This is a genomic window from Pararhodobacter zhoushanensis, assembly GCF_003990445.1.
In the GTDB taxonomy this organism is placed as follows: domain Bacteria; phylum Pseudomonadota; class Alphaproteobacteria; order Rhodobacterales; family Rhodobacteraceae; genus Pararhodobacter; species Pararhodobacter zhoushanensis.
Window position 1 is genome coordinate 287,430 of sequence record NZ_REEZ01000001.1, and the last position, 23,856, is coordinate 311,285.

Sequence of the window (23,856 nt, forward strand, 5' to 3'; positions counted from 1 at the left end):
TGCCCCGCCCTGCCCCATGATGCTGACCGCCGCCTTAGGGGACGACGCTGACCGAGACCATCACGTCCGGCGCGCCGATCATGGCGCCGTTCGGGCCTTCGCCGCGCTTGATCGCGTCGAGGACATCCATGCCTTCGATAACCTGCCCCAGAACGGTGTATTGACCGTTAAGATGCGGGGCCGCGTCGAACATCAGGAAGAACTGGCTGTTGGCCGAGTTGGGGCTGCGCGAGCGGGCCATGCCCATCACACCAGCCTCAAAGGGCTCATCGCTGAACTCGGCGGGCAGGTCGGGCAGCTCCGAGCCGCCCATGCCCGCGCGCGCGGTATCCGCACCGGCGCGACCGAACTGCACATCGCCGGTCTGCGCCATGAAGCCGTCGATCACGCGGTGAAAGACGACGCCATCGTAAGCCCCCTCTTCGGCCAGCGCCATCACCCGCTCGACATGCAGCGGCGCCAGATCGGGGCGCAGCGCGATGCGAATCGTGCCGTTGGCCTGGCCCGCGACTTCGATCACCAGTTGCGGCGCGTCGGCGGGCGCATCGCTCGCCAGAGCGCCGAAGGGCAGCAGCGCAAGGGCTGCCGCAGCCAGCAGATTACGACGCAGCATCGGCGGCCACTTTCACGCTGATCATGCGGTCGGGGGTCGCAGGCGGCTCGCCGCGCACGATCTGGTCCACATGCTCCATCCCCGACACGACGCGGCCATAGACCGTGTACTGGCGGTTCAGGAAATGGTTGTCCTTGAAGTTGATGAAGAACTGGCTGTTGGCCGAGTTCGGGTTCTGCGAGCGCGCGGCGCCCAGCGTGCCGCGGTCATGCGGGATGCCCGAGAATTCCGCCGGCAGATCCGGCAGCTCGGACGCACCCGTGCCAGCGCGGCGCAGGTTGAAGTCTTTCTCGGCATTACCATTGGCGACGTCGCCGGTCTGGGCCATGAAGCCGTCGATAACGCGGTGGAAAACCACGTTGTCATAGGCCCCGGCGCGCGCCAGTTCCTTCATCCGCTCGGCGTGCTTGGGGGCGATTTCCGGCAGCAGCTCGATCACGACGGTGCCGGTCTTCAGCTCCATCAGGATGGTGTTCTCGGGGTCCTTGTACTCGGCCATGCCGGTCTCCTTTGCGATTTGCGCGCACCCTAGCGCGGGTTTCGGCCAAGGGAAACGGTTATGACCGTGAAAATCGCGTCAAGACACAGCGAGATGCGCGCTGACATAGGCTTCCAGCAGGGCAACCTGGCCTTCGTCCAGGTGCAAACCCAGTTTGGTGCGCCGCCACAGGATGTCTTCAGCGCTGCGCGCCCATTCCTTGGCGATCAGCCAGTCCACCTCGCGCGCGGTGAGCGTGGCGCCGAAATCCTCGCCCAGATCCGCGGCGTTTTCAGCGCCGTGCAACAGCTCTGCCGCCTCGGTCCCGTAGCTGCGCACCAGACGTTTCGCCCAGGGCGCGGTCAGAAACAGATGCCGCGCGCGCAGATCGGCGATCAGGTCGGCCACGCCGTCGACCGGGAAATCCCCGCCCGGCAGCGGCACGCCCGCCGTCCAGTCGCCCGACATCGGCAGATGCGCGCCCAGCTTCTCAAGCGCCGATTCCGCCAGCCGCCGATAGGTGGTGATCTTGCCACCAAAGACGTTAAGCACCGGCGCACCGGCCCCGGTGTCGAGCACCAGCACATAGTCCCGCGTCGCTGCCGTGGCACTGCGCGCGCCATCGTCATAAAGCGGGCGGACGCCGGAATAAGTCCAGACGACATCCTCAGGCGAGACCGGTCGCTTGAAGTACTCCGAGGCAAAGGCGCAGAGATAATCGCGCTCTTCCTCGGTGCAGCGGGGTTTGACGTCGGGGTCGGAATGCTCGGCGTCGGTGGTGCCGATCAGCGTGAACTCCTGCTCATACGGGATCGCAAAGATGATGCGCCCGTCCTTGCCCTGAAAGAAATACGCCTTGTCATGGTCGAACAACTTGGCCGTCACGATATGCGAGCCGCGCACCAGGCGGACATGGTCCTTGGTGTTACGGTGCATGACACCCTTGATCACATCCCCGGCCCACGGTCCGGCAGCATTGACCAGCGCGCGGGCTTTCACTGTGCGGCCAGTGCTAAGCGTAACGGTCCAGACCCCCTCCTCTACCCGTGCTTCTGTCACTTTGGTCCGCGTCAGCACCTCAACCCCGCGCGCAGCCGCATCGCGCGCGTTTAAGGCCACCAGCCGCGAATCCTGCACCCAGCAATCCGAGTATTCATAGGCAGTCCTGAAGATTTCCTTAAGCGGACCGCCCTCGGGCACGTGCTGCAGGTCCAGCTTTTCCGTGCCCGGCAGGATCTTGCGACCGCCCAGATGGTCATACAGGAACAGCCCCAGCCGGATCAGCCACGCCGGGCGGCGGCCCTTCATCCAGGGCATTACCCAACCCAGCAGGCGCGAGGTCGGCGTTTCGGCGTCAAAGCGCATCGCCTTGTGATACGGCAGCACAAAGCGCATCGGCCAGGCGATATGGGGCATGGCGCGCAACAGCACCTCGCGCTCGATCAGTGCCTCGCGCACCAGACGGAACTCGAAATACTCCAGATACCGCAGCCCGCCGTGGAACAGCTTGGTCGACGCCGACGAGGTTGCGCCCGCCAGATCCCCCTGCTCGGCCAGCAGGACGCTGAGACCCCGCCCCGCCGCGTCGCGCGCGATGCCGCAGCCGTTAATCCCCCCGCCAATGACGACGAGGTCCAGCACATCGGGGCTGTCGGACGGAGTCTGGGAGCGAATCATGGGGTGCCTGTGCGCGAAGGTTTTCGTTTTCACGCGAATATATGCGCTTTGTAACGATTTTCTCAAGGAACGATGGGGAAGTTAGCGCGGAAACGCGCACTCTTGCTTGCCACCGGCGCGCCCAACGCCGAAAATCGCGCCAAAAGGAGCCGAATCATGGCCCAGGGTTTTCGTTTGCCAGAGATCCTTGAACGCGCCCGCAGCGAGGGGCGCGTGACGGTGGACGAGCTGGCGCAGCATTTTGGCGTCACGGCGCAAACCATCCGCCGCGATCTGGCCGAGCTGGACGATGCCGGCAAACTGGAGCGCGTGCATGGCGGCGCGATCCTGCGCTCGGGCACGGTGAATATCGGCTATCAGGAGCGCGCGGCGCTGCATGCCGAAGAAAAGCGCGCCATTGCCCGCGCCTGCGCCGACGAGATCCCCGAGGGCGCGTCGATCTTCCTTGCCATCGGCACCACGACCGAGGCCGTCGCGCGCGAACTGCGCCGCCATGCCGGGCTGATGGTGGTGACGAATAACATGAACGTCGCCAATATCCTGGCGGAGAACCCGCAATGTCAGGTGATCGTCACGGGCGGCACGCTGCGCCGGTCGGATGGCGGCCTGACCGGGCCCCTGACCGAAGCCGCGATCCGGCAGTTCAAGGTGGATATCGCCGTGATCGGCTGCTCGGCTCTGGATGCCGCGGGCGACATGCTCGACTACGACATCCATGAGGTCGGTGTCAGCCGCACGCTGATCGCGCAGGCGCGCAAGGCGTGGCTGGTGACCGATGAAAGCAAGTTGAGCCGCACCGCCCCGGCACGGATCGATTCGCTGGCGGTGCTGGACAGCGTGTTCACTGACCAGCCCCTGCCCGCGCCGCTGATGGCGCGCTGCGCGCAGTGGCAAACACGGGTGGTTACCGCGCCCGCCGAGGCGGTCTAAAGCGCAGCCCGGGCGGCGACGGCCTGCATCGCGTGGTGGAGCTCTTCTTTGAGTGTGCCAGCCATGGAGCGGAAACTGGCCAGCTCGAAACGCGTCTCGCTGGTGCGGATGATCAGCGCGGGCAGATGGTTGAGCGTCGAGCGCGCGGCAGTTCCGGGAGCGAAGCTGGCGGGGCGCAGGTCCAGCGGGGAGAGCCGGGCCAGCACAGCGGCGGCATCGTCACCCTCAAGGGAGACCCAGACCCACCCGTCGCTTTGATCCGTGACCGCCGCCAGCCCGGTCAGATCCGGCGCGGGCGCACCCAGCAGGAACGCCATCTCGCGCCCGGCCCAGACCAGACGGATGCTGCCGTTGCTGACCACCTCACCGGGGGCCGGAAAGCGCAATGGGGCAAGTGCTGTGGACAGATCACGGCCCGGATAGGGCGCGATCGAGGTGACGCGGCCGGGATCCAGCGCCGCCACTGTGGCGCGCCCCAAGGTGACAGGCAGGCCCGTCAGGGCCGGTTGAGAGATCAGATCAGCCACGCATCCGTCCTCCGTCAGGATCAAAAAACACCGGATTGCAGACCTCGACCAGCACCGACAACCCGCGCAACCCGTCGACGAGGCGGATCACCTCGCCATGCCGTGCCCGACCGTTCTTCAGAAAACCGATGCCCAGCCAGCACCCCAGCGTCGGCGAGGGCGCGACCGAGGTGACATAGCCCTGATTATGCTCGCGTTTCGCAGGGTCACTTTCGTTGTACAAATGCGCCCCGGCGCTGAGCACTTCGCCCTGATTGACCGGCATCAGCCCGACCAGCTGCTCGCGCCCCTCTTCGACAAGACCGGGCCGCAGGCTGGCGCCCTTGCCGATACAGTCCTTCTTGGCGGACACCATCTTGCCCAGCCCCACATCCCCGGCGGTCACCCGACCGTGGATTTCGGCGTGGGTGATAAAGCCCTTTTCGACGCGCAGGACGTTGAGCGCCTCCATCCCGTAAGCGCAGCCGCCCAAGGCTTCGGCGGCACTGACCAACTGCGCAAACAGTGCGGCACCGTAGCGTGTGGGCACGGCGATCTCGTACCCCTCCTCGCCCGAGAACGAGATGCGGAACAGCCGCGCCTGCACACCGCCCAGCGCGATGTCGGCGCAACCCATGAACGGCAGATCGGCCGTGATGCCCAATGCCGCGAGCAGATCGCGCGCCTTGGGCCCGGCAACAGCGAATTGCGCCCAACCTTCGGTGACCGAGACCATGCGCACGTCCCATCCCGCGCAAAAAGCCTGATGGATGAAATCCATGTGCCGCATCACCTGACCGGCCCCGGCAGTGGTGGTTGTCACCACAAACTGCTGATCGCCGATGCGCGCGCAGGTGCCGTCATCCATGACAAACCCGTCCTCGCGCAGCATCAGGCCATAGCGGACGCGGCCCAGCGGCAAGGTGGACATGGTGTTGGTATAGATGAAATCGAGAAAACGTGCGGCGTCAGGGCCTTGTACGTCTATCTTGCCCAGGGTCGAGACATCGCAGACCCCGACCGCGTTGCGCACTTGCCCGACCTCCCGGTCGCAGGCGGCGCGCCATGAGGTCTCGCCACCTTGCGGGAAATAGCTGGGGCGATACCACAGCCCCGCCTCGATCATCGGCGCACCCATGCTGCGGGTCTGCGCGTCCGAGGTCAGCAAGCGCTGGGGCGCGAAGCCCTCGGCCCGGCCCCCGGCCCCCAGCGCCGCAATCGAGATCGGCACATAGGGCGGGCGATAGGTGGTGGTGCCGGTGGCGGGGATGCCCTGTCCGGTCGCCTCGGCCAGCACTGCAAGTGCTGCGACGTTCGACGATTTCCCCTGATCCGGCGCCATGCCCTGCGTCGTGTAGCGTTTCATGTGCTCGACGCTGGAATAGCCTTCCTGCGCGGCCAGTTTCACGTCCTTGGTGGTCACGTCATTGGCGAAATCGAGCCACGCGCGCCCGCCCGCCTCGACCGCCCAGAAGGGGGCGATGGCGTAGGGTGTATCCTCGGCGTCGGGCACGTCGGCGGGGCGTGCGGTCAGACCCAGATCGCTGAGTGCCTCGGCGGCAACAGCAGCGCCGTCAGCCAGACAGGCGGCGGTCGAGAAGCGGCCTCGCGCGGCCCCGGCGACGCTCAGGCCCGGCACCATGCCCGGTGTTGGCACAAAGGCGGCGATGCTATCATCCCACGTTGGCCGCCCGTTGCGGTGGCAGGCCAGATGCAGCGTCGGGTTCCAGCCCCCGGCCAGCGCCAGCGTGCGCGCCTCGATCATCGAGGTGCCGCCCGCGTGACGGATCGCCACGTCGCGCAGGCCCAGACGGCCGCGCGTGCCGGTGACCTGCGCGTTCGCGTAGACCGGGAAGTCCTCAAGCACCGATACGGGACGTGGATCGACATAGGCGGCAATTTCAACGCCTTGCGCGGTGAGGTTGCGCGCAGTCTGCAGCCCGGAATCGTTGTTCGAGAACACCACCACGCGGCCCGGATTCACCCCCCATTTTGCCAGATGCGCCGTGACGCCCGAGGCCAGCATGACACCGGGCCGGTCGTTATCGGGGTGAGCAATCGGACGCTCCAGCGCGCCCGTGGTCAGGATCGCGCGCTTGGCGACGATGCGCCAGAAACACTCGCGCGGCAGCGTGTCCGACGGCGCGCGGTGCAGGCCTACGCGTTCCAAAGCGCCATAGGTGCCGTCGTCATACGCGCCGGTCACGGTGGTGCGGGTCATCACCCGGACGTTGGGCAGGGACGCGAGTTCATCCGCCGCCCACTCGGCCCAGACCGGCCCGGCCATGCCGCCGACCATCGGCTGATCGGCCAGCAGACGGCCGCCAAGGCGCACGTCCTCTTCCACAACGATCACATCCGCCCCAGCCCGTGCGGCACTCAGCGCGGCCATCAGCCCGGCAGGCCCGGCACCGATCACCAACAGATCGCAATGCGCCCAGGCCTTTTCATAGATGCTCTCGTCGTGCAGCCCTGACAACCGCCCCAGCCCGGCGGCGCGGCGGATCAGCGGCTCGTAGAGCTTTTCCCAGAAGGCGCGCGGCCACATGAAAGTCTTGTAATAGAACCCGGCGCTGAAGAAGGGCGCGAGCAGGTCATTCAACGCCAGCAGGTCGAAATTCAGCGGGCCGACATGGTTCTGGCTGCGCGCCTGCATCCCCTCGTAAATCTCTTGCACGGTCGCGCGGACATTGGGCGTTTGTTGTGCGCCGTCAAGGATTTCCACCAGCGAGGACGGATCTTCGCTGCCCGCCGTCATCGCGCCGCGCGGGCGGTGGTACTTGAAGCTGCGCCCCATGAGGCGCGTCCCGTTGGCCAAGAGCGCCGAGGCCAGGGTGTCGCCCTGAAACCCCTCGACCTCGCGCCCGTCGAAGGCAAAGCGCACCGGGCGCGACCGGTCGATGAGCAGGCCCTTGCCGGGGATGCGGTGCGCGTTGGTCATGCCGACACCTCGCTGACGGGATGCGCCGACAGGATCTCATGCGTGACGGTGTTGCGCGTCACTTCCAGCCACGCCTGACAGGGGTCATGATACCACAGATCACGCGTTACCCCGGCGGGGTTGTCGCGTAGATGCAGGTAGTTGTCCCATGCCTCAAGGTCCGCGCCCTCGGCGGGACGGTCAAGATAGTCGGAGGCACCGTAATAGGTGAACTCACGCCGGTCACGCGGGCCGCAACAGGGACAGGGGATGCGCATGGGTTACTCCTGCAGGCCGCGCGATGGGGCGGGCCTTACGTGTTTGGGGATCGTGGGAGAGGGGCTCATTCCATCCCCCGGCACGCATCATCGGGCATCAGCCGCAGCTGGTGGCGCGTGCGTTCTTGCGTTGGGTCGGCGATGTCGAAGGTTTCCGAGTCGGGCCCGTACACCAGAAACCGCGCCGTCGACAGCGCCAGCCCCTGCCCCATGGGCACCACAGCCAGCGATCCGTCACCGGGGCTTGAGTGACACGCGCCGTCGCGCGCCGAGCAGACCACCGGCAAAGAAACCCTGACCCCGGCCAGTCCAGCCTCACGGGCGCGCGCGGCATCGGGCAGGCGCACGGCAATGCTGCCTTCGGCCACCGGATAGGTGAAACCGGGCTGCGGCGCGCGCAAGAGCAGGCGCAGCGCCAGCAGGCCCTGCCCATGGCCCCGGTCGGAATAGTCGATGCCATAGCAGCCGGGACCGGGCAGCGGGTGGATCTGGGCAAGGGTTTCGCAGGCGGCGGTCGGGGCCGGGTTCAGCACATAGGTTGTCGGCGTACCGCTTTGTTCGGCCAGATCCGAGCTGCCGCCGCAGGAATCCGCGTCACCGATGGCAAACGAAGACGTCTCGATCTGCACCCGGCCGTCCGCAAGGCTTTGCGCCTCGAAATGCCCGCCGTCGCATTCGACGAAACAATCCCCCGACGCCTCGCACAGCGCGTCCTGCGTCAGCGTCTGACCACCTACCCCGTCGCGTGCGCCCTGCCCCTGATCGGCCATCTGCGCCTCGATGATCGCGGCGGGCGACGGGCGGTCGTTGGTCTCGGAATAAAACCACAGGCGCAGCGCCGCCACGCCATGCTCGGGATGCGCCTGCAGATGCGCCGCATCATAGCTGCGCACAAAGCACCCCTGTTGGGGCGCCTGGGCAATGGCGGTTCCGGCCAGCATCAGGGCAACCCCGGTGGCCAGCGCCCGCTCAATGCAGGTTGTGCTGCGAGCCTGTGCCTTCTTCATCCATCAATCCCCTGCCGGTGCGGAACCGGTCCAGCCTGAACCTTGCCGCCACCGGATGCGGTGCGTCGGTTGCCATGAGATGCGCAAGGCACCAGCCTGAGGCAGGCACCGCCTTGAACCCCCCGTAATTCCAGCCACAATTGACGTAGAGCCCGTCGATATGCGTCTTGTCGATGATCGGCGACCCATCGGGCGACATGTCCATGATCCCGCCCCACGAGCGCAGAACCCTGGCGCGCCCGATCATCGGCATCAGGGTCATGCCGGCCTCCATCACATGCTCGACCATCGGCAGATTGCCCCGCGCGGCGTAGGAGGCGTAAAAATCCAGATCGCCGCCAAAGACGAGACCGCCCTTGTCGGACTGGCTGATATAGAAATGCCCCATGCCGAAGCTGACAACGTGGTCGATGACGGGCTTGAGGCCTTCGGTCACAAAGGCCTGCAACACATGGCTCTCGATCGGCAGGCGCATGCCCGCCATCGCCGCCACCTGACTGGACCGCCCTGCGGCAACCATCGCCACCTTCTTGGCCTTGATCGCGCCGCGCGTGGTCTGCACGCCGGTGACTTTGCCGTTCTCGATGTCGATGCCGGTCACTTCGCAGTTCTGGATCAGATCGACGCCCAACTGATCCGCCCCGCGCGCATAGCCCCATGCGACGGCATCATGCCGGGCCGAGCCGCCGCGCGGGTGGTAAAGCCCGCCGTAGATCGGATAGCGCGTCTGCTCGAAGTCCAGATAGGGCAGCTTTTCGCGCACCCCCTCGCGGTCGAGCAGGATCGCGTCATCGCCCTGCGCCAGCATCGCATTGCCCCGCCGCGCGAAAGCGTCGCGCTGGCCGTCCGAATGGAACAGGTTGATCAACCCACGCTGCGAATGCATGACATTATAGTTCAGCTCTCCCTCCAGCCCTTCCCACAGCTTCAGGGAATGGCTGTAGAATTCGCTGTTGCCGGGCAGGAAGTAATTGGCGCGCACAATCGTCGTGTTGCGGCCAATGTTGCCACTGCCCAGATAGCCCTTTTCCAGCACGGCGATGTTCTTCAGCCCGTGCTTCTTGGCCAGATAATACGCCGTCGACAGCCCGTGCCCGCCACCGCCGATGATGATGATATCATAGGCCGGTTTCGGCTCCGGCCGCCGCCAGGCAGGCCGCCAGCCCCGGTTACCGGACAGACCCTGCGTAAAGACGCGAAAACCGCTGTAGCGCATCACCGAACCCCTTGTCTCAGGCTCCAGACAACCCTGTCCAGAGCGCGAAGACAAGCCTCAATCCGACGCTTGCGCTCCGATTGCGGCCTCGCGCCCCAGTCGGTGATCACTCTGGCAATGGGCGTGACCCGACAGGCTCTCGATGACCTGACACTGGGCAATATACGCACCGTCGCAGGCGGTGGCCATTTGGGTCAGCGTGGCCTTGAGCGCTTCCAGCGCCCTGATGCGCGCCTCGACCGCGGCAAGGTGACGACGCGCAAGGGAATCAGCAGGGGCGCACGAGGCCCCGGGCTGACCCTGCGGGGCGAGCAGCTCGGCGATGTCCTCAAGCGCAAAACCCAGATCGCGGGCGTGGCGGATGAAACTGAGCCGGTCGATGGCGGTGCGGTCGTACAGGCGGCGGTTGCCCTCGGTGCGGGGGGCTTCGGGCAGCAGCCCGCGCCCCTCGTGGAACCGGATGGTGTTAACCTTGATGCCGCTGACGCGCGCGGCCTCGCCGATGGTGTGGTCAGCGATAAAAAATTCCTCCTTGCTCCTCCAGCGACTTGAGATGTTCCGCAAGACCCAGGCCGCGACTCAGGCCCCGAGAAGCTGGAAGAAAGAGAATGCCCCACGACCATTCCCATGATTTCGACGGTGCCTCGGGCGGCGGTCGCGGTAACCACGCTGAACTCGGGCTGGCCGGATCTGGTGGTCGCGGTCGGGATGGCTGGGCTGTTTCTGTCTTCGTCAGTGCAAATCCTGCGCCGCGCCGGCCACGAGATCGCGCACGGGCATTGAGCCGGCAGGTGCGGGGCTCGGCCCCCCTTCGAGGGGGCCGAGCCCCGTCCGGGGGCGCTGCCCCCGCCGGGCCGTACCGGCCCGCCCCCGGGATATTTAAAGACAGAAAATAGGGGCGTTAACATTCCGTTAACCGCGCATTTTCTGTCTGAAAATATCCTCGGGGGGTGAATTCGGCTTTAGCCGAAGAGGGGGGCAGACGGCCCCCCTTTCTGTTGCGCTATCGGCTAAGGCTTGCTCAGTATCCCGCCGCCAACGGGCGCAGCCACACCGGTCGTCATCGGCCCCGAGGTCGGCAGCCCCCGCGCCACGCGTGCGGCAAGAAAGGCGAAAGCCTGCGCCTCGATCATGTCGCCGTCCAGATTGACAGCCTCAATCGCCATGACCGGACAATCACAGCCCGCCGCGATCATCGCCATCAGCGTCGCGTTGTGCCGCCCGCCGCCGCAGACCAGCACTTTCTCCGGTGCTTTCGGGAAATGCTCGAACGCCAGCGCCACCCCGGTCGCGCAGGCAGCGGCGAGGGTTGCGAGCGCGTCCTGGGCGCTGAGGCCCGACACATCGGGGACAGGCGCTGCACGGTCCAGCGATTTGGGCGGGATACGCCGGAAGAAACCGTGCTCGGCGAAACGGTCCAGCAGCGCGCCTTGCGGCGTCCCCTGCGCAGCCAATGCGCCGTCCTCATCGCGCGCCACGCCCAGATGCTGCGCGCAATAGTCATCCATCGGTGCGTTCCCCGGCCCGCAGTCAAAGGCCACGCAGCCCTGTTCCGGCGCAACGACCGTCGGGTCCACCCAGGTCACATTCGCCACCCCCCCGATGTTGAGAAACACCACCGGCGCGCGCAGGCCCAGATACCGGGCGAGCGCGTGGTGATAGAACGGCGCAAGCGGCGCGCCCTGCCCGCCCAGCCGCACATCGGACGAGCGGAAATCCCAGACCACCGGCCAGCCCAGCACCTGCGCCAGCACCTGCCCCGAGCCCGCCTGATGCGTGCCGCGCCCGCCCGGCTCATGCGCCAGCGTCTGGCCATGAAAGCCCACCATATCGACGGCCTCAAAGCCCGCGAGCAGCTCGGCATGCGCCGTCTCGACTACCTCGGCCGCGGCCTCGACCCGCGGATCCCCCGGCCAGCACCCCAGCGCCGCGCGCAGCACTGCGCGCTCCGGCGCGGTGTAGGCCCGGTAGGCACTTTCGCCGAACCCCGCGATCTCGACCCCGTCGGTCAGCAGCACCGCCGCATCCACCCCGTCCAGCGAGGTTCCCGACATCGTGCCCAGCACGCGTTGCACTCCGGCTTTCAACATGGCTTTCCCTTCGTGCGGCCTTCGCGCTATAGACAGCCCGACCCGCGCGCCGAGGACAAGCGAAATGAGCCACCAACCCAAATCCGAATTTCTGCGTATCATCATCGAGCGCGGCTTTCTGGCCGATTGCACCGATTTGCAGACCCTCGATGACCGGCTGATGGCCGGTGTGGTGCCAGCCTATATCGGCTACGACGCGACAGCACAGTCGCTGCATGTCGGCCATCTGCTGAACATCATGCTGCTGCGCTGGCTGCAAAAGACCGGGCACAAGCCGATCACCTTGATGGGCGGCGGCACCACCAAAGTGGGTGACCCGTCGTTTCGCGCCGATGAGCGCCCGCTGCTGACCACTGAAGCCATCGACGCCAATATCGCCAGCATGAAGCAAGTATTCGCCAAGTATCTCGACTATGGCGACGCGCCTGCCGACGCGATCATGCTGAACAATGCAGAATGGCTGGATCACCTGAACTACTTGGAATTCCTGCGCGATATCGGGCGGCATTTCAGCGTCAACCGGATGTTGTCCTTTGAAAGCGTGAAGTCGCGGATCGACCGCGAGCAGTCGCTCAGCTTCCTCGAATTCAACTACATGATCCTGCAAGCTTATGACTTCCTTGAAATCCACCGCCGCTACGGCTGCTTGTTGCAGATGGGCGGCTCGGACCAATGGGGCAATATCGTCAACGGCATCGACCTGACCCGTCGGGTTCAGGATGCGCAGATCTTTGGCCTGACGACGCCGCTTCTGACAACCTCGGACGGCCGCAAAATGGGCAAAAGCCAAGGCGGCGCGGTCTGGCTTAACGGTGACATGCTGTCGCCCTACGAGTTCTGGCAGTTCTGGCGCAACACTACCGACGCCGATGTCGGACGGTTCCTCAAGCTCTACACCGAATTGCCGGTGGACGAGTGCGACCGTCTGGGTGCGCTTGAGGGGTCCGAGGTCAACGCGGCCAAGGTGATCCTGGCGAATGAAGTGACGGCCCTGTGCCATGGTGCCGAGGCGGCCGCTGCCGCCGAGGCCACCGCCCGCGCAGTGTTCGAGCAGGGCGGCACCGGCGACGATCTGCCGCGTGTGGTGCTGAGCGCCGAGGAGGCCGCCGAAGGCGTGTCCATCGCGCAGCTTTTCGTGCGCGCAGGCTTGGCCAAGTCAGGCAAGGACGCCAAGCGGTTGATCACCGAGGGTGGCGCAAGGCTCAATGACGAGGCGCTGTCGGATGCCGGTCTGATGATCAAGGCCGAAGATCTGGCGGAACCGTTGAAACTGACGGCGGGCCGCAAGCGGCATGCTCTGGTGGCGCTGGATTGAATGACAGACATTTAATTGTCTGTCATTTATCCATGCCATTAACTTACTGTTAGTGAATTGATTTCCGTCTCTGAATTGAAGGGCGTGAGGAGTTATCCTCGCGCCCTTTCCTGTTCACCCTCGCCTAACGCCCGGCCCGCGCCGCCCTCGGCGCCACGCCGAACCGCCGACGAAACGCCCGCGAGAAACTCGACCGATCGGCAAAGCCAGTCCTGAGCGCGATGTCCTGAATCGGATGCGTCGTATCCGCCATCATCCGCCGCGCCGCCTGCAGGCGCAGCTCCAGATAGGCGGCCCCCGGCCCCTGCCCCAACCCATCGCGAAACAGCTGCTCCAGCCGCCGCAGGCCGACGCCCTGCGCCGCCGCCACAGCCTCCAGCGACAGCGGCTCGTCCAGATGCTGGCTCATCAGCGTCAGCGCCGCCGACAGGCGTGGGTCACGCGCACCGGGCAGCAGCCCGGGCCGTTGCGGTCTTGCACCATCGGCGCGGGTCTCGAACAGGAACGAGTCCGCGACCCTCCCCGCCACCCCGGCACCGCAGCGTGTGCCGATCAGGTGCAGCATCAAGTCGGCGGCTGGAACCGCACCGCCCGCCGTAAAGCGGTTGCGCGAGAGCACGAAGCGGTCCGGCACCACCTCAACTGCCGGGAAGGCAGTAGAAAAATCCTCAAGATCCTCCCAATGAACCGTCGCCCGGTGCCCGTCCAGCAACCCCGCCCGCGCCAGCACCCAAGGCCCCGCATCGACCCCACCGACCGCGCGGAACCGTCCCGCCGCGCGCCGTAGCCCGGCCAGCAACCCCCGCGTAACAACCTCGGCCTGCGAATACCCGGCGATGACGATAAGCACATCTGCCCCGTCCGCTGCCGCCAAGCCTCCGCGCGCCGGCAACTCAATCCCACAGGTCAGCGGCGCGGGTTGGCCGTCGGGTGTGATCACACGCCAGCGAAACCCCTCGCGTCCCAAATGCCGGTTGGCGGCGCGCAACGGGTCGAGCACCGAGGCCACCTCAAGGATCGAGGCGCGCGGCAAAACCAGCACCGCGATGTCGAGCGGCTCTGTCGAGGGGGCAAAAATCGTTGCGGGAATGGCCATATCCATTTCGTAAATCGCCAAGTCTTGCGCCGCAAGCCTGTTACGCTGACCGCAACAAGGGAGTTTACCATGCCGCTGACCATGAACCGTGAGGTCTTTATCACCTGTGCCGTGACCGGCTCGGGCGGAACGCAGGACCGCAGCCCGCACGTGCCCCGCTCGCCACAACAGATCGCCGACAGCGCCATCGACGCCGCCAAGGCGGGTGCTGCGGTGGTGCATTGTCACGTCCGCGACCCCGAGAGCGGTGCCCCCTCACGCGATCCGGTGCTCTACCGCGAGGTGACCGAGCGCATCCGCGATTCGGGCACCGATGTGGTGCTGAACCTGACGGCGGGCATGGGCGGCGACCTTTTGTTCGACGGCACCGAGACGATGAACCGCATGTCGCAACGCTCGGACATGGCCGGCGCCGAAGAGCGCGTAGCACATGTGGTCGAGTGCCGCCCGGAAATCTGCACCCTCGATTGCGGCACCATGAACTTCGCCGAGGCCGATTACGTCATGGTCAACACCCCCGGCATGTTGCGCGACATGGCCGCGCGGATGACCGCCTCGGGCGTGCAGATCGAGATCGAAGCCTTTGATACTGGGCATCTTTGGTTCGCCAAGCAACTGGTTGCCGAGGGCATCATCAAAGACCCGGTTCTGGTGCAGCTGTGCATGGGCGTTCCGTGGGGTGCGCCGGATGACCTGAACACCTTTCTGGCAATGGTGAATAACGTCCCCGCCGACTGGCACTGGTCCGCATTCGCACTTGGGCGCAACCAGATGGCCTATGTCGCGGCCTCGGTTCTGGCGGGCGGCAATGTGCGTGTCGGGCTCGAGGACAACCTGTGGTTGGACAAGGGCGTGCTGGCGACCAACGCGCAACTGGTCAAGCGCGCCGTTGGCGTGATCGAGGGCATGGGCGCGCGTGTGATCACACCGGCCGAGGTGCGCACCCGGCTGAACTTGGAAAAACGCGCGCCGCTGGCACGCTGAGGGGACGGATATGGCACGCAAGGCAGCAATCATCGGCGGGGGCGTTATCGGCGGCGGTTGGGCCGCACGCTTCCTGCTTTCGGGCTGGGACGTCGCGGTGTTCGACCCCGACCCGGAAGCGCCGCGCAAGATCGGCGAGGTGCTGGCCAACGCCCGCGCTGCGCTGCCGGCGCTCGCCGATGTGCCGATGCCCGCCGAGGGAAGTCTGACATTTGCCGAAACGCTAACGGACGCCGTGCAAAGCGCTGACTATATTCAGGAATCTGTTTCCGAACGGCTGGATCTGAAACACCGGGTCTTTGCGCATATCCAACAGGCGGCGCCCGATGCGCTGCTCGGCTCTTCAACGTCCGGCTTCAAGCCCTCGGAATTGCAGGAGAACTCCGCAAATCCGGCGGTGATCTTCGTCGCACATCCGTTCAACCCTGTCTATCTGCTCCCACTGGCCGAGATCGTCCCGTCGCCAAAGAACGATCCGCAACGCATTGAGGAGGCGAAAGAAATCCTGCGCGAGATCGGGATGTTCCCGCTGCATATCCGCAAAGAGATCGACGCCCATATCGCCGACCGCTTCCTCGAAGCCGTCTGGCGCGAGGCGCTCTGGCTGGTCAAGGACGGCGTCGCCACCACCGAGGAAATCGACGAAGCCATCCGTATGGGCTTTGGCCTGCGCTGGGGACAAATGGGGCTGTTCGAGACCTACCGCGTCGCCGGGGGCGAGGCGGGCATGAAGCACTTCATGGCGCAGTTCGGCCCCTGCCTGAGCTGGCCCTGGACCAAGCTGATGGATGTGCCTGAATTTACCGACGAACTTGTCGATCTGATCGCCGGTCAGTCTGATGCGCAATCCGGCCACCACACGATCCGCGAGCTGGAACGCATCCGCGACCGCAACCTGATCGGCTTTCTGCGCGTGCTGAAAGACAGCAACTGGGGCGCGGGAAAGGTGCTGCTGGAGCATGACGCCCGCCGCCGCGTGACCGCACCGGACCCGACGCCTGACAGCGCAGTGCCGTTGGTGCTGGCCCATATGCAGGTGCTGCCGGGTTGGATCGATTACAACGGTCATATGACCGAAAGCCGATATTTGTTCGCTTCGTCAGAGACTTGCGACGCTTTCCTTCGACATATCGGCGCCGATATGGACTATGTTGCGGGCGGCTTCAGTTACTATACCGCCGAAAGCCACATCATGCATGCGGGCGAAGCCAAGCTCGGTGACCGGCTGACCGGCTCGGTGCAGGTGCTGGGGGCGGACGACAAACGGCTGCATCTTTTCATCCGTATCGAGCGCGGCGAGACGCTGGTCGCCTCGATCGAGCAAATGCTGCTGCATGTCGATATGGCCGCCGGGAAATCCTGCTCGGCCAGGCCCGAGGTTCTGGCGCGCCTGCGTCCGCTGGCCGAAGCACACGCCGCGCTGCCGCGCCCGGAAACCGCAGGCCGCCATGTCGGACAGAGGAAAAGCTGATGGATTTCGGACTGTCAGACGAGCAGCGGATGATCGTTGAGACGACGCGCGCCTTCGTCGAAAACGAACTATATCCACACGAAGCGCTGGTCGAGCGGACGGGTCATTTGCCGATTGAGCTGATCCGCGAGATCCAGAAAAAGGCCATGGACGCAGGGCTTTACGCGGCGAACATGCCAGAGGACATCGGCGGCGCCGGCCTCGATACGCTCAGCTGGCTGCTCTACGAGCGAGAGCTCGGCCGGGCGAATTATGCGCTGCATTGGACCTGTGTTGCGCGCCCGTCCAACATCCTGCTGGCCGGAACGCCCGGGCAGCGTGAAAAGTACCTCACGCCCTGCATTCGGGGCGAAACCTGGGATTGCCTGGCGATGACGGAACCCGGTGCGGGTTCTGATCTGCGTGGAATGACCGCTTCGGCGCGGCAGGACGGCGGCGACTGGGTGCTCAACGGCACCAAGCATTTCATCAGCCACGCCGATATCGCGGGTTTCACCATCGCCTTCATGGCAACCGGAGAAGAGGAGACCGCGCGCGGGCGCAAGAAACGCATCACGGCCTTCTTCGTCGACAAGGGCACGCCGGGATTCACCGTTCGCGACGGGTACCGCAACGTCTCGCATCGCGGCTATTCCAACGCGGTGCTGGAGTTCGATGCCTGCCGCGTTCCTGCCGAGAATGTCTTGGGGGAGGTTCATCACGGCTTTGATGTCGCCAACCAATGGCTCGGCGCCACCCGCCTGCAGGTCGCTGCCACCTGTCTCGGCCGCGCCGACCGCGCACTGGGCCACGCGCTGAGCTGGGCCGCCGAGCGCAAGCAGTTTGGCCAGCAGATTGGCAAATTCCAGGGCGTCTCTTTCAAGTTGGCCGACATGGCGCTCGAACTGAAGGCCGCGCAATTGCTGACGCTCGAAGCCGGATGGAAATTTGATCAAGGCAGCGTGACCGATGCCGATATGGCGATGGCCAAGCTCAAGGCCACCGAGGCGCTGGCGATGATTGCCGACGAAGCGATCCAGATCCACGGTGGCATGGGGCTGATGGACGAGCTGCCCCTGGAGCGGATCTGGCGCGATGCGCGGGTCGAGCGGATCTGGGAAGGCACCAGCGAAATCCAAAGGCATATCATTTCACGAGAACTGTTGCGCTCGGTCGGCGGCTGAAGATCGGGGGGCTCCTCGCCCCCCGAACCCCCTCGCCAAAGGAGGACGCACGCGCCCCCCTTTGGTAACCCCCCGTGGATATTTTCAGACAGATGATGGAACGAAATGTTTACTTTTTGTCCCTATGATAGCGGGGCGGTACAGGCAGGGATGCCGATGACCGCGGCAGGTGATGTTTCCCGGTCCCCTTGGCTGGGGACCGGGCGACAACGCCGCGATATCATCTGTCCGGAAATATCCTCGGGGGGTGAATTGGCCATCGGCCAAGAGGGGGGCAGACGGCCCCCCTGCCCGGATGCCTATCCGCGCTGGTGTCGGGGATGAGAGATCTGTCGCGCCTGCTCAGACCGCGCTCCATCGCCGTGCTTGGCGCCGGATGGGCGGCGAATGTCATCACGCAATGCGCCAAGATGGGCTTCGACGGGCCGGTCTGGCCGGTCCACCCGACACGCGACGCAATTGCGGGCGTTCCCTGCTTGCGGTCGCTGGCAGAGTTGCCGCAGGCGCCGGATGCCGTTTTCGTCGGCGTGAACCGTCACGCGACGCTTGATGTGGTCGCAGACCTGTCGGCCATGGGCGCTGGCGGTGCGATCTGCTTTGCCAGCGGTTGGGAAGAAACCGGCGATGCCGCTCTGCAAGCGGCACTTGTCGCAGCGGCAGGAGCGATGCCGATTCTCGGGCCGAATTGCTACGGCATCATCAACTATCTCGACGGCGCGCTCCTGTGGCCCGATCAGCATGGCGGACGCCGGGTTGAGCGCGGTGTGGCGCTGATCAGCCAGTCGTCGAATATCGTGATCAACCTCACCATGCAGGCGCGCGGATTGGCTGTGGCCTATGTCGCCTGCCTGGGGAATGCCGCTCAGGTCGGGCTGGCTGAGTTGGCGGCGGCGGTACTGGGGGACCCACGGGTCACGGCGCTGGGGCTTTATGTTGAGGGCTTCGACGATACCGCTGGCTTTGCCGCGCTGGCCGAGGCGGCGCGGGCGGCGGGCAAGGGGATCGTTGCGGTGAAATCGGGCAAGACCGAGGCCTCGCGCGCCGCCGCGACCAGCCACACGGCAGCGCTCGCCGGGAGCGGTGCCGCGAGCGCTGCCTATCTGCGTCAGACCGGGGTTGCCGAGGTTTCCACCTTGGGGGCGCTGATCGAAGCGCTCAAGATCCTGCACGTCCACGGCCCCGGTTTGGGCACACGCCTGTGCTCTTTGTCCTGCTCGGGCGGAGAGGCCGGGCTGGTCGCGGATCTGGGTGCCAAAGCGGGGATCGCGTTCGAGCCACCAAGCGCGGGACAAAAGGCCCGCATGGGCGCGGTGCTTGGCCCTTTGGTGACGCTCGCCAACCCGTTGGATTACCATACTTTCATCTGGGGGGACGGGCCGAAGACCACCGAGGTTTTCACCGCCATGCTTGACGGTTACGACGCCGGCCTCTTCCTCATTGATCCGCCCCGACCAGACCGCTGCGACCCGTGCAGCTTCGAACCTGCAATAGCCGCGATTGAAGCGGCGCAGGCGGCGACGGGGAAACCGGCTTTTCCGGTCGCTTCGCTGCCCGAGAATTTCGACGAAACGCGTGCAGTCGCGATGATCGACCGAGGTGTCGTGCCGTTGATGGGGCTGGAGACGGCGCTTGAGGCGCTCGCTGCCCTGCAAGTCCCTGCCGGACAGATCGGGTGGCGGCCGTGGTCCGTGACGCCAACCGGTCGCGCGCGGATGCTGGACGAAGCGGCAGCGAAGGCCGCGCTCGCAAGGGCCGGCGTGGCGGTGCCCAAGGGGGTGACGGCGGCGACGCTGTCGGCGCTGGACACGTCGAGCCTGTGTGTGCCCTTCGCTCTGAAAGGCCTTGGCTTTGCACACAAAACCGAGGCCGGGGCGGTACGTCTGGGCGTAACCAACCCGTACACCGAGGCAGAGATGCCGGGCGCGGAAGGTTACTTGTTGGAAGAGATGGTCCAGGGCGGCGTGGCCGAGCTGCTCATTGGCCTGCGCCGCGATCCGGTTTACGGGGCCACGCTGACGCTGGGGCTTGGCGGCGTGACGGCAGAGTTGATCGCCGATACGGTGACGCTGATCGCGCCGGTCACCGACGCGGACATTGACGCAGCGTTGCATCGCCTGAAGCTCTGGCCTTTGCTCGACGGCTGGCGCGGGCGGCCCCGGGCGGATACCGAGGCTGTGATCACAGCCGTTCTGGGCATGCAGGCGATGATGCAGGCCGACGCCAGCTTGCACGAGATTGAGGTCAACCCCTTGATCGTGAAAACAAACGGCGCTGTCGCCGCCGATGCCGTCATCTGGAGGGATGCATGAAAGACTTGACCACGGGCCCGATCAAAACCCGCCGCGAGGGGGGCATTCTGGAAGTAACCCTCGACCGCCCCAAGGCCAACGCGATTGATCTGGCCACCAGCCGGATCATGGGGGGCGTCTTCGCGGATTTTCGCGACGACGAGGCGCTCCGTGTCGCGATCTTGCGCGCCGAGGGTGACAAGTTCTTTTGCCCCGGCTGGGATCTGAAAGCCGCTGCCGGGGGCGACGCGGTGGACGGGGATTACGGCGTGGGTGGCTTCGGCGGCTTGCAGGAGCTCCCCGATCTGAACAAGCCGGTGATTGCTGCGGTGAACGGGATCTGCTGTGGTGGCGGGCTGGAACTGGCGCTGAGCTGTGATCTGATCCTTGCGTCCGAAACGGCCAGCTTCGCGCTGCCCGAGATCCGCTCGGGCACGGTGGCCGATGCGGCCTCGATCAAGCTGCCCAAGCGCATTCCCTATCATGTGGCGATGGACCTTTTGCTCACCGGGCGCTGGTTTGACGTCCAAGAAGCAAAGCAATGGGGCCTGATCCGCGAGATTTGCGCGCCGGATCAATTGCTTGATAAAGCGTGGGAGTTGGCGCGGCTGTTGGAAAGCGGCCCGCCGCTGGTGTATGCCGCGATCAAGGAGGTCGTGCGCGAGGCCGAAGCGATGCGTTTTCAGGAAGCACTGGACCGGATCACCGGGCGCAAGTTTCCCACCGTCGACCGGCTCTATGGGTCAGAGGATCTCAAGGAAGGGCAGATCGCCTTTACCGAAAAGCGCGATCCGGTCTGGCGCGGGCGTTAAGGCGCAACCCTTGCCACCCCGCCGCCCGGGCGCTAGTCAATCGGGCGAAAGGGTCTTTGCTCCATGCCGTTGCTTTTGCGCCTGTATCTTGGCTTTGCCGCCGTCTCGGCCCCGTTCTGGCGCACTGTGCTCTGGCTGCGCCAGCGCAAAGGGCGTGAGGACGCGGAGCGCGTAAGTGAAAAGCGCGGGTATTTCACCCTGCCCCGGCCGACCGGACGACTGCTGTGGTTCCACGCCGTCTCGGTCGGTGAGGCGCAATCCCTGGTGACGCTGCTGGACCGGCTGACCAAAGCGCACCCTGAGCTGAGCATTTTGCTGACCACGCACACCGTAGCCTCGGCGCAGGCGCTGGCACAGCGGGGTCTGCCCGAGCGGGTGATGCACCAATATGCCCCCGCCGATTACCCCGGCGCGGTGCGGCGGTTCATGGCGCATTGGCAACCCGACGCGCTGATCGTGGCCGAGGCCGATATGTGGCCGGTGATGCTGATGCAGGCCAAGCGCGCCGGCCTGCCGATGGTGCTGCTCAACACCCATGTGACCGAACGGCGTTATAACCGGCGGCGCAAGGCTGCCGCGACGAACGGCTATCTGATGAATATGTTCGATCAGATTCTGGTGCAGGACGCGGTTTCGCTGGAGCGGTTCAAGGATCTGGGCGCACCGGCAGAGAAAATGCACCTGATGGGTGTGCTCAAGGCGGCCAGTGACCCACTGCCCGACAAGCTTGAGGAACGCGCGACAATGCAGGCGGCGATCGGCACGCGGCCTGTGTGGCTGGCGGCGTCGACCAAATCGGCGGAAGAGCCGCTGTTGATGCAGGCGCAGGCTTTGGCGGTCGCGCAGGTGGCGGATCTGTTGATGCTGATCGCGCCGCGCCAGAAGGCCGAAGCCGACAAGACCGAGGCCGCCGCGCGCGCTCTGTTTCCGGCAACGGCAATCGCCCGGCGGTCACGCGGCGAACAGATCACGCCGGAAACCGTGGTCTATATCGCTGATACCATTGGCGAAATGGGCCTTTGGTATCGTTTGACGCCGGTCGCTTACACCGGCAGTTCAATGCCTGTTGAGGGCATGGTGTTGACCGGCCACAACCCGTTCGAAGCCATCGCGCTGGGGGTCATGGTGCTGCACGGCCCGCAGATCGGCGACTTTGCGCATGTCTACGGGCGCCTGCACGCCGAAGGCGGCGCGCTTGAAGTGGCCAGCGCCGTCGAGATGGCACAGGCTGTGACGGCGGCACAAGACCCGGCTTTCCGCGCCCCGTTTCTGGCCGGAGCCGCCAGAATTCACGCCGAGAACATGCACCCGCTGACGATGGTGGTGGCGCTGATGGACGATTTGCTCCGGGATCTGGATCAGTCGAAACCGGTCTGAGCGCTGCCTGTCGTGCTGACTGACTGTGCGCCAGGTCACAGACTCTGTGCACAGAGTGCGCATCGATCACGCATTCGCGACCGCAGCATTGCGCATTTCATGCGTATCCTTCACGATGCCACACGACCCAGATTTCACTCCAGGGAGTTTTCCAATGACCAGCCGTTTCGCCGCACTGGCTCTTGCCGCCGCCTTCGCATTCCCCAGCCTCGCCTCGGCCCAAGAGGTCGACCCCAATGTCCACGCGCGTCAGTCGTTGATGGATCTTTACGCCTATAACCTCGGCGTGCTGGGCGCGATGGCGCAGGCGCGCATGCCCTATGACGCAGACGCGGCCAGCTCGGCGGCAACCAGCCTGTATCATCTGGCACGCTCGGGCTCGGCCCGGATGTGGCCCGAAGGCACCGACAGCATGAGCATCGAAGGCACCCGCGCCCTGCCCGCGATCTGGGATGATATGGCAGGCTTTGGCGAGGACTTCATGGCGCTGCAAACCGCGACCGAAACCATGATGAACGCCGCCGGCACCGATCTGGCGTCGCTCCAGGGCGCGATGGGTCCCTTGGGCAGCGCTTGCGGCGGCTGCCACCAGTCCTTCCGTCAGCCGCAATAAGCTGATGATGAAACGGCTGGTACAAGGCGCCATCGTCCTCGCCGCTCTTGGTGGAGGCGTTTTTTGGGTCCTGACCCGGCCATCGGCGCTGCCAGAGGAAACTTTGGCAGCGCTCACCGCCCATGACGCTGACGCAGCGCGCGGCGAGGCGGTTTTCTGGCAGGGCGGCTGTGCCAGTTGCCATACCGGCCCCGGTGTGGGGTTCGATGCGCTGACCGAGGCGCGTCTGGTGCTTGGCGGCGGGCGCGAATTTGCCACACCCTTTGGCACCTTTTACGCCCCCAACATCTCGATGGACCCGCAACAGGGCATCGGCACCTGGACGCTGACCGAATTCGCCACAGCCCTCACCGAAGGTGTCTCGCCCGAGGGTGAGCACTACTATCCCGCCTTCCCTTACACGACCTATACCCACGCCACGCCGGGCGATGTCGCCGATCTGTGGGCGTTCTGGCAGACGCTGCCCGCCGATCCGACACCGTCACGCGCGCATGACGTGAGTTTTCCCTTCTCGATGCGCCGGGCGGTCGGCATGTGGAAGCTGCTGAATTTCAACACTGATTTCGTGCGCCCCGTCCCCACGGATCCGGTGGAATCCCGCGGTCACTATCTGGTCGAGGCTTTGGGCCATTGCGGCGAATGCCACACCCCGCGCGACGCGCTTGGGGGACTGGACCGCGCAAACTGGCTGGCCGGAGCGCCCAATCCCGTGGGCCAGGGCCGGATCCCTGCGCTGCCACCCCAAGGCTGGAGCGCTTTCGACATCACCGCCTATCTTGAGACAGGCTTCACCCCCGAATTTGATACGGCCGGAGGTGAAATGGCTGGGGTCATTGCGAACACCAGCCGGATTTCGGCCCAGGATCGCGCAGCGATCGGGGCTTATCTGGTGACGCTCAGATCATCGCCCAGTCCGTGAAGCGCGTCGTCGGGCGCGGTTGCTTGGGTGCCGGCTGAGGGGCGGATTTACGAGCGGTGGTCGACATTTGCCTGTCCTTGGGTGCTGCACGATCCGGGTTCGA

Annotated in this window: 22 protein-coding genes; 11 read left to right on the forward strand and 11 right to left on the reverse strand. The window is 65.4% G+C overall.

Going from position 1 to position 23,856, the window contains the following annotated elements; translation table 11 throughout:
• Positions 1–34 precede the first annotated feature (34 nt).
• The 3 genes from EAE28_RS01380 to glpD form a co-directional block, all read right to left on the reverse strand.
• A complete protein-coding gene (locus EAE28_RS01380) occupies positions 35–613 on the reverse strand; it encodes a peptidylprolyl isomerase (RefSeq protein ID WP_127104029.1) in 579 nt (192 codons plus the stop codon).
• Positions 600–1,112 (reverse strand): peptidylprolyl isomerase, encoded by a 513-nt coding sequence (locus EAE28_RS01385; protein ID WP_127104030.1) that lies wholly within the window; start codon positions 1,110–1,112, stop codon positions 600–602. Before EAE28_RS01385 ends, EAE28_RS01380 begins: the two co-directional genes overlap by 14 nt.
• A 78-nt stretch (positions 1,113–1,190) precedes the next feature.
• Positions 1,191–2,768: a glycerol-3-phosphate dehydrogenase gene (gene glpD, locus EAE28_RS01390; protein WP_127104031.1), complete on the reverse strand. Its 1,578-nt coding sequence runs from the start codon at positions 2,766–2,768 to the stop codon at positions 1,191–1,193.
• 156 nt (positions 2,769–2,924) lie between these two features.
• Here glpD and EAE28_RS01395 point away from each other — a divergent pair, with 156 nt between their 5' ends.
• Positions 2,925–3,698 carry a DeoR/GlpR family DNA-binding transcription regulator gene (locus tag EAE28_RS01395; RefSeq protein ID WP_127104032.1) on the forward strand — a complete coding sequence of 258 codons (774 nt, stop codon included), beginning with the start codon at positions 2,925–2,927 and terminating at the stop codon, positions 3,696–3,698.
• Here the strand turns inward: EAE28_RS01395 and EAE28_RS01400 are convergent.
• The 6 genes from EAE28_RS01400 to EAE28_RS01425 form a co-directional block, all read right to left on the reverse strand.
• A complete protein-coding gene (locus tag EAE28_RS01400) occupies positions 3,695–4,225 on the reverse strand; it encodes a sarcosine oxidase subunit gamma (RefSeq protein WP_127104033.1) in 531 nt (176 codons plus the stop codon). The genes EAE28_RS01395 and EAE28_RS01400 overlap by 4 nt on opposite strands.
• Entirely contained in the window at positions 4,218–7,145 is a 2,928-nt protein-coding gene (locus EAE28_RS01405) for a sarcosine oxidase subunit alpha family protein (protein WP_127104034.1), read from the reverse strand. The genes EAE28_RS01400 and EAE28_RS01405 overlap by 8 nt, the downstream gene beginning before the upstream one ends.
• The gene (locus EAE28_RS01410; RefSeq protein ID WP_127104035.1) at positions 7,142–7,402 is read right to left on the reverse strand and encodes a sarcosine oxidase subunit delta; all 261 of its coding nucleotides are present in this window, start codon (positions 7,400–7,402) and stop codon (positions 7,142–7,144) included. The genes EAE28_RS01405 and EAE28_RS01410 overlap by 4 nt, the downstream gene beginning before the upstream one ends.
• Positions 7,403–7,467: 65 nt before the next feature.
• On the reverse strand, positions 7,468–8,409 hold the full coding sequence (locus tag EAE28_RS01415; protein WP_127104036.1) for a hypothetical protein: 942 nt from the start codon (positions 8,407–8,409) through the stop codon (positions 7,468–7,470).
• Entirely contained in the window at positions 8,372–9,625 is a 1,254-nt protein-coding gene (locus tag EAE28_RS01420; protein WP_127104037.1) for a sarcosine oxidase subunit beta family protein, read from the reverse strand. The genes EAE28_RS01415 and EAE28_RS01420 overlap by 38 nt, the downstream gene beginning before the upstream one ends.
• Positions 9,626–9,682: 57 nt before the next feature.
• Positions 9,683–10,189 (reverse strand): MerR family transcriptional regulator, encoded by a 507-nt coding sequence (locus EAE28_RS01425; protein WP_246022201.1) that lies wholly within the window; start codon positions 10,187–10,189, stop codon positions 9,683–9,685.
• A gap of 63 nt (positions 10,190–10,252) precedes the next feature.
• Between EAE28_RS01425 and EAE28_RS01430 the strand changes: the two genes are divergently transcribed.
• On the forward strand, positions 10,253–10,408 hold the full coding sequence (locus EAE28_RS01430) for a hypothetical protein (RefSeq protein ID WP_246022205.1): 156 nt from the start codon (positions 10,253–10,255) through the stop codon (positions 10,406–10,408).
• A gap of 227 nt (positions 10,409–10,635) precedes the next feature.
• On the opposite strand, the gene EAE28_RS01435 is transcribed toward EAE28_RS01430, so the two are convergent.
• The gene (locus EAE28_RS01435; protein ID WP_127104038.1) at positions 10,636–11,715 is read right to left on the reverse strand and encodes an anhydro-N-acetylmuramic acid kinase; all 1,080 of its coding nucleotides are present in this window, start codon (positions 11,713–11,715) and stop codon (positions 10,636–10,638) included.
• Between the two features lie 64 nt (positions 11,716–11,779).
• On the opposite strand from EAE28_RS01435, the gene tyrS reads away from it, so the two are divergent.
• Complete coding sequence (gene tyrS / locus EAE28_RS01440) at positions 11,780–13,030, forward strand: tyrosine--tRNA ligase (RefSeq protein ID WP_127104039.1); 1,251 nt, start codon at positions 11,780–11,782, stop codon at positions 13,028–13,030.
• Between the two features lie 124 nt (positions 13,031–13,154).
• Here the strand turns inward: tyrS and EAE28_RS01445 are convergent, their stop codons facing one another.
• Positions 13,155–14,126, reverse strand: a complete 972-nt coding sequence (locus tag EAE28_RS01445; RefSeq protein WP_127104040.1) for a GlxA family transcriptional regulator — start codon at positions 14,124–14,126, stop codon at positions 13,155–13,157.
• Positions 14,127–14,195: 69 nt separating this feature from the next.
• On the opposite strand from EAE28_RS01445, the gene bcoG reads away from it, so the two are divergent.
• The 8 genes from bcoG to EAE28_RS01485 all read left to right on the forward strand — a co-directional run bounded on the left by bcoG (position 14,196) and on the right by EAE28_RS01485 (position 23,753).
• On the forward strand, positions 14,196–15,110 hold the full coding sequence (bcoG, locus tag EAE28_RS01450; protein WP_127104041.1) for a 3-dehydrocarnitine:acetyl-CoA trimethylamine transferase BcoG: 915 nt from the start codon (positions 14,196–14,198) through the stop codon (positions 15,108–15,110).
• Between the two features lie 10 nt (positions 15,111–15,120).
• Positions 15,121–16,581: a carnitine 3-dehydrogenase gene (locus EAE28_RS01455; RefSeq protein WP_127104042.1), complete on the forward strand. Its 1,461-nt coding sequence runs from the start codon at positions 15,121–15,123 to the stop codon at positions 16,579–16,581.
• Positions 16,581–17,744, forward strand: a complete 1,164-nt coding sequence (locus EAE28_RS01460) for an acyl-CoA dehydrogenase family protein (RefSeq protein ID WP_127104043.1) — start codon at positions 16,581–16,583, stop codon at positions 17,742–17,744. The genes EAE28_RS01455 and EAE28_RS01460 overlap by 1 nt, the downstream gene beginning before the upstream one ends.
• 320 nt (positions 17,745–18,064) lie before the next feature.
• The gene (locus EAE28_RS01465; protein ID WP_127104044.1) at positions 18,065–20,053 is read left to right on the forward strand and encodes an acetate--CoA ligase family protein; all 1,989 of its coding nucleotides are present in this window, start codon (positions 18,065–18,067) and stop codon (positions 20,051–20,053) included.
• Positions 20,050–20,844, forward strand: coding sequence for a carnitinyl-CoA dehydratase (locus EAE28_RS01470; protein ID WP_127104045.1), 795 nt, complete (start codon positions 20,050–20,052; stop codon positions 20,842–20,844). The genes EAE28_RS01465 and EAE28_RS01470 overlap by 4 nt, the downstream gene beginning before the upstream one ends.
• Positions 20,845–20,907: 63 nt before the next feature.
• Entirely contained in the window at positions 20,908–22,221 is a 1,314-nt protein-coding gene (locus tag EAE28_RS01475) for a 3-deoxy-D-manno-octulosonic acid transferase (RefSeq protein WP_127104046.1), read from the forward strand.
• 154 nt (positions 22,222–22,375) lie between these two features.
• The gene (locus tag EAE28_RS01480) at positions 22,376–22,834 is read left to right on the forward strand and encodes a c-type cytochrome (protein WP_127104047.1); all 459 of its coding nucleotides are present in this window, start codon (positions 22,376–22,378) and stop codon (positions 22,832–22,834) included.
• A gap of 103 nt (positions 22,835–22,937) precedes the next feature.
• Entirely contained in the window at positions 22,938–23,753 is an 816-nt protein-coding gene (locus EAE28_RS01485) for a cytochrome c (RefSeq protein WP_342773055.1), read from the forward strand.
• Positions 23,754–23,856: the final 103 nt, after the last annotated feature.

Coding starts and splice junctions, on each gene's coding strand:
- EAE28_RS01380 (WP_127104029.1), bottom strand. CDS start 613: ATGCTGCGTCGTAATCTGCTGGCTGCGGCAGCCCTTGCGCTGCTGCCC.
- EAE28_RS01385 (WP_127104030.1), bottom strand. CDS start 1,112: ATGGCCGAGTACAAGGACCCCGAGAACACCATCCTGATGGAGCTGAAG.
- glpD (WP_127104031.1), bottom strand. CDS start 2,768: ATGATTCGCTCCCAGACTCCGTCCGACAGCCCCGATGTGCTGGACCTC.
- EAE28_RS01395 (WP_127104032.1), top strand. CDS start 2,925: ATGGCCCAGGGTTTTCGTTTGCCAGAGATCCTTGAACGCGCCCGCAGC.
- EAE28_RS01405 (WP_127104034.1), bottom strand. CDS start 7,145: ATGACCAACGCGCACCGCATCCCCGGCAAGGGCCTGCTCATCGACCGG.
- EAE28_RS01410 (WP_127104035.1), bottom strand. CDS start 7,402: ATGCGCATCCCCTGTCCCTGTTGCGGCCCGCGTGACCGGCGTGAGTTC.
- EAE28_RS01415 (WP_127104036.1), bottom strand. CDS start 8,409: ATGAAGAAGGCACAGGCTCGCAGCACAACCTGCATTGAGCGGGCGCTG.
- EAE28_RS01420 (WP_127104037.1), bottom strand. CDS start 9,625: ATGCGCTACAGCGGTTTTCGCGTCTTTACGCAGGGTCTGTCCGGTAAC.
- EAE28_RS01430 (WP_246022205.1), top strand. CDS start 10,253: ATGATTTCGACGGTGCCTCGGGCGGCGGTCGCGGTAACCACGCTGAAC.
- EAE28_RS01435 (WP_127104038.1), bottom strand. CDS start 11,715: ATGTTGAAAGCCGGAGTGCAACGCGTGCTGGGCACGATGTCGGGAACC.
- tyrS (WP_127104039.1), top strand. CDS start 11,780: ATGAGCCACCAACCCAAATCCGAATTTCTGCGTATCATCATCGAGCGC.
- EAE28_RS01445 (WP_127104040.1), bottom strand. CDS start 14,126: ATGGCCATTCCCGCAACGATTTTTGCCCCCTCGACAGAGCCGCTCGAC.
- bcoG (WP_127104041.1), top strand. CDS start 14,196: ATGCCGCTGACCATGAACCGTGAGGTCTTTATCACCTGTGCCGTGACC.
- EAE28_RS01455 (WP_127104042.1), top strand. CDS start 15,121: ATGGCACGCAAGGCAGCAATCATCGGCGGGGGCGTTATCGGCGGCGGT.
- EAE28_RS01460 (WP_127104043.1), top strand. CDS start 16,581: ATGGATTTCGGACTGTCAGACGAGCAGCGGATGATCGTTGAGACGACG.
- EAE28_RS01465 (WP_127104044.1), top strand. CDS start 18,065: ATGAGAGATCTGTCGCGCCTGCTCAGACCGCGCTCCATCGCCGTGCTT.
- EAE28_RS01470 (WP_127104045.1), top strand. CDS start 20,050: ATGAAAGACTTGACCACGGGCCCGATCAAAACCCGCCGCGAGGGGGGC.
- EAE28_RS01475 (WP_127104046.1), top strand. CDS start 20,908: ATGCCGTTGCTTTTGCGCCTGTATCTTGGCTTTGCCGCCGTCTCGGCC.
- EAE28_RS01480 (WP_127104047.1), top strand. CDS start 22,376: ATGACCAGCCGTTTCGCCGCACTGGCTCTTGCCGCCGCCTTCGCATTC.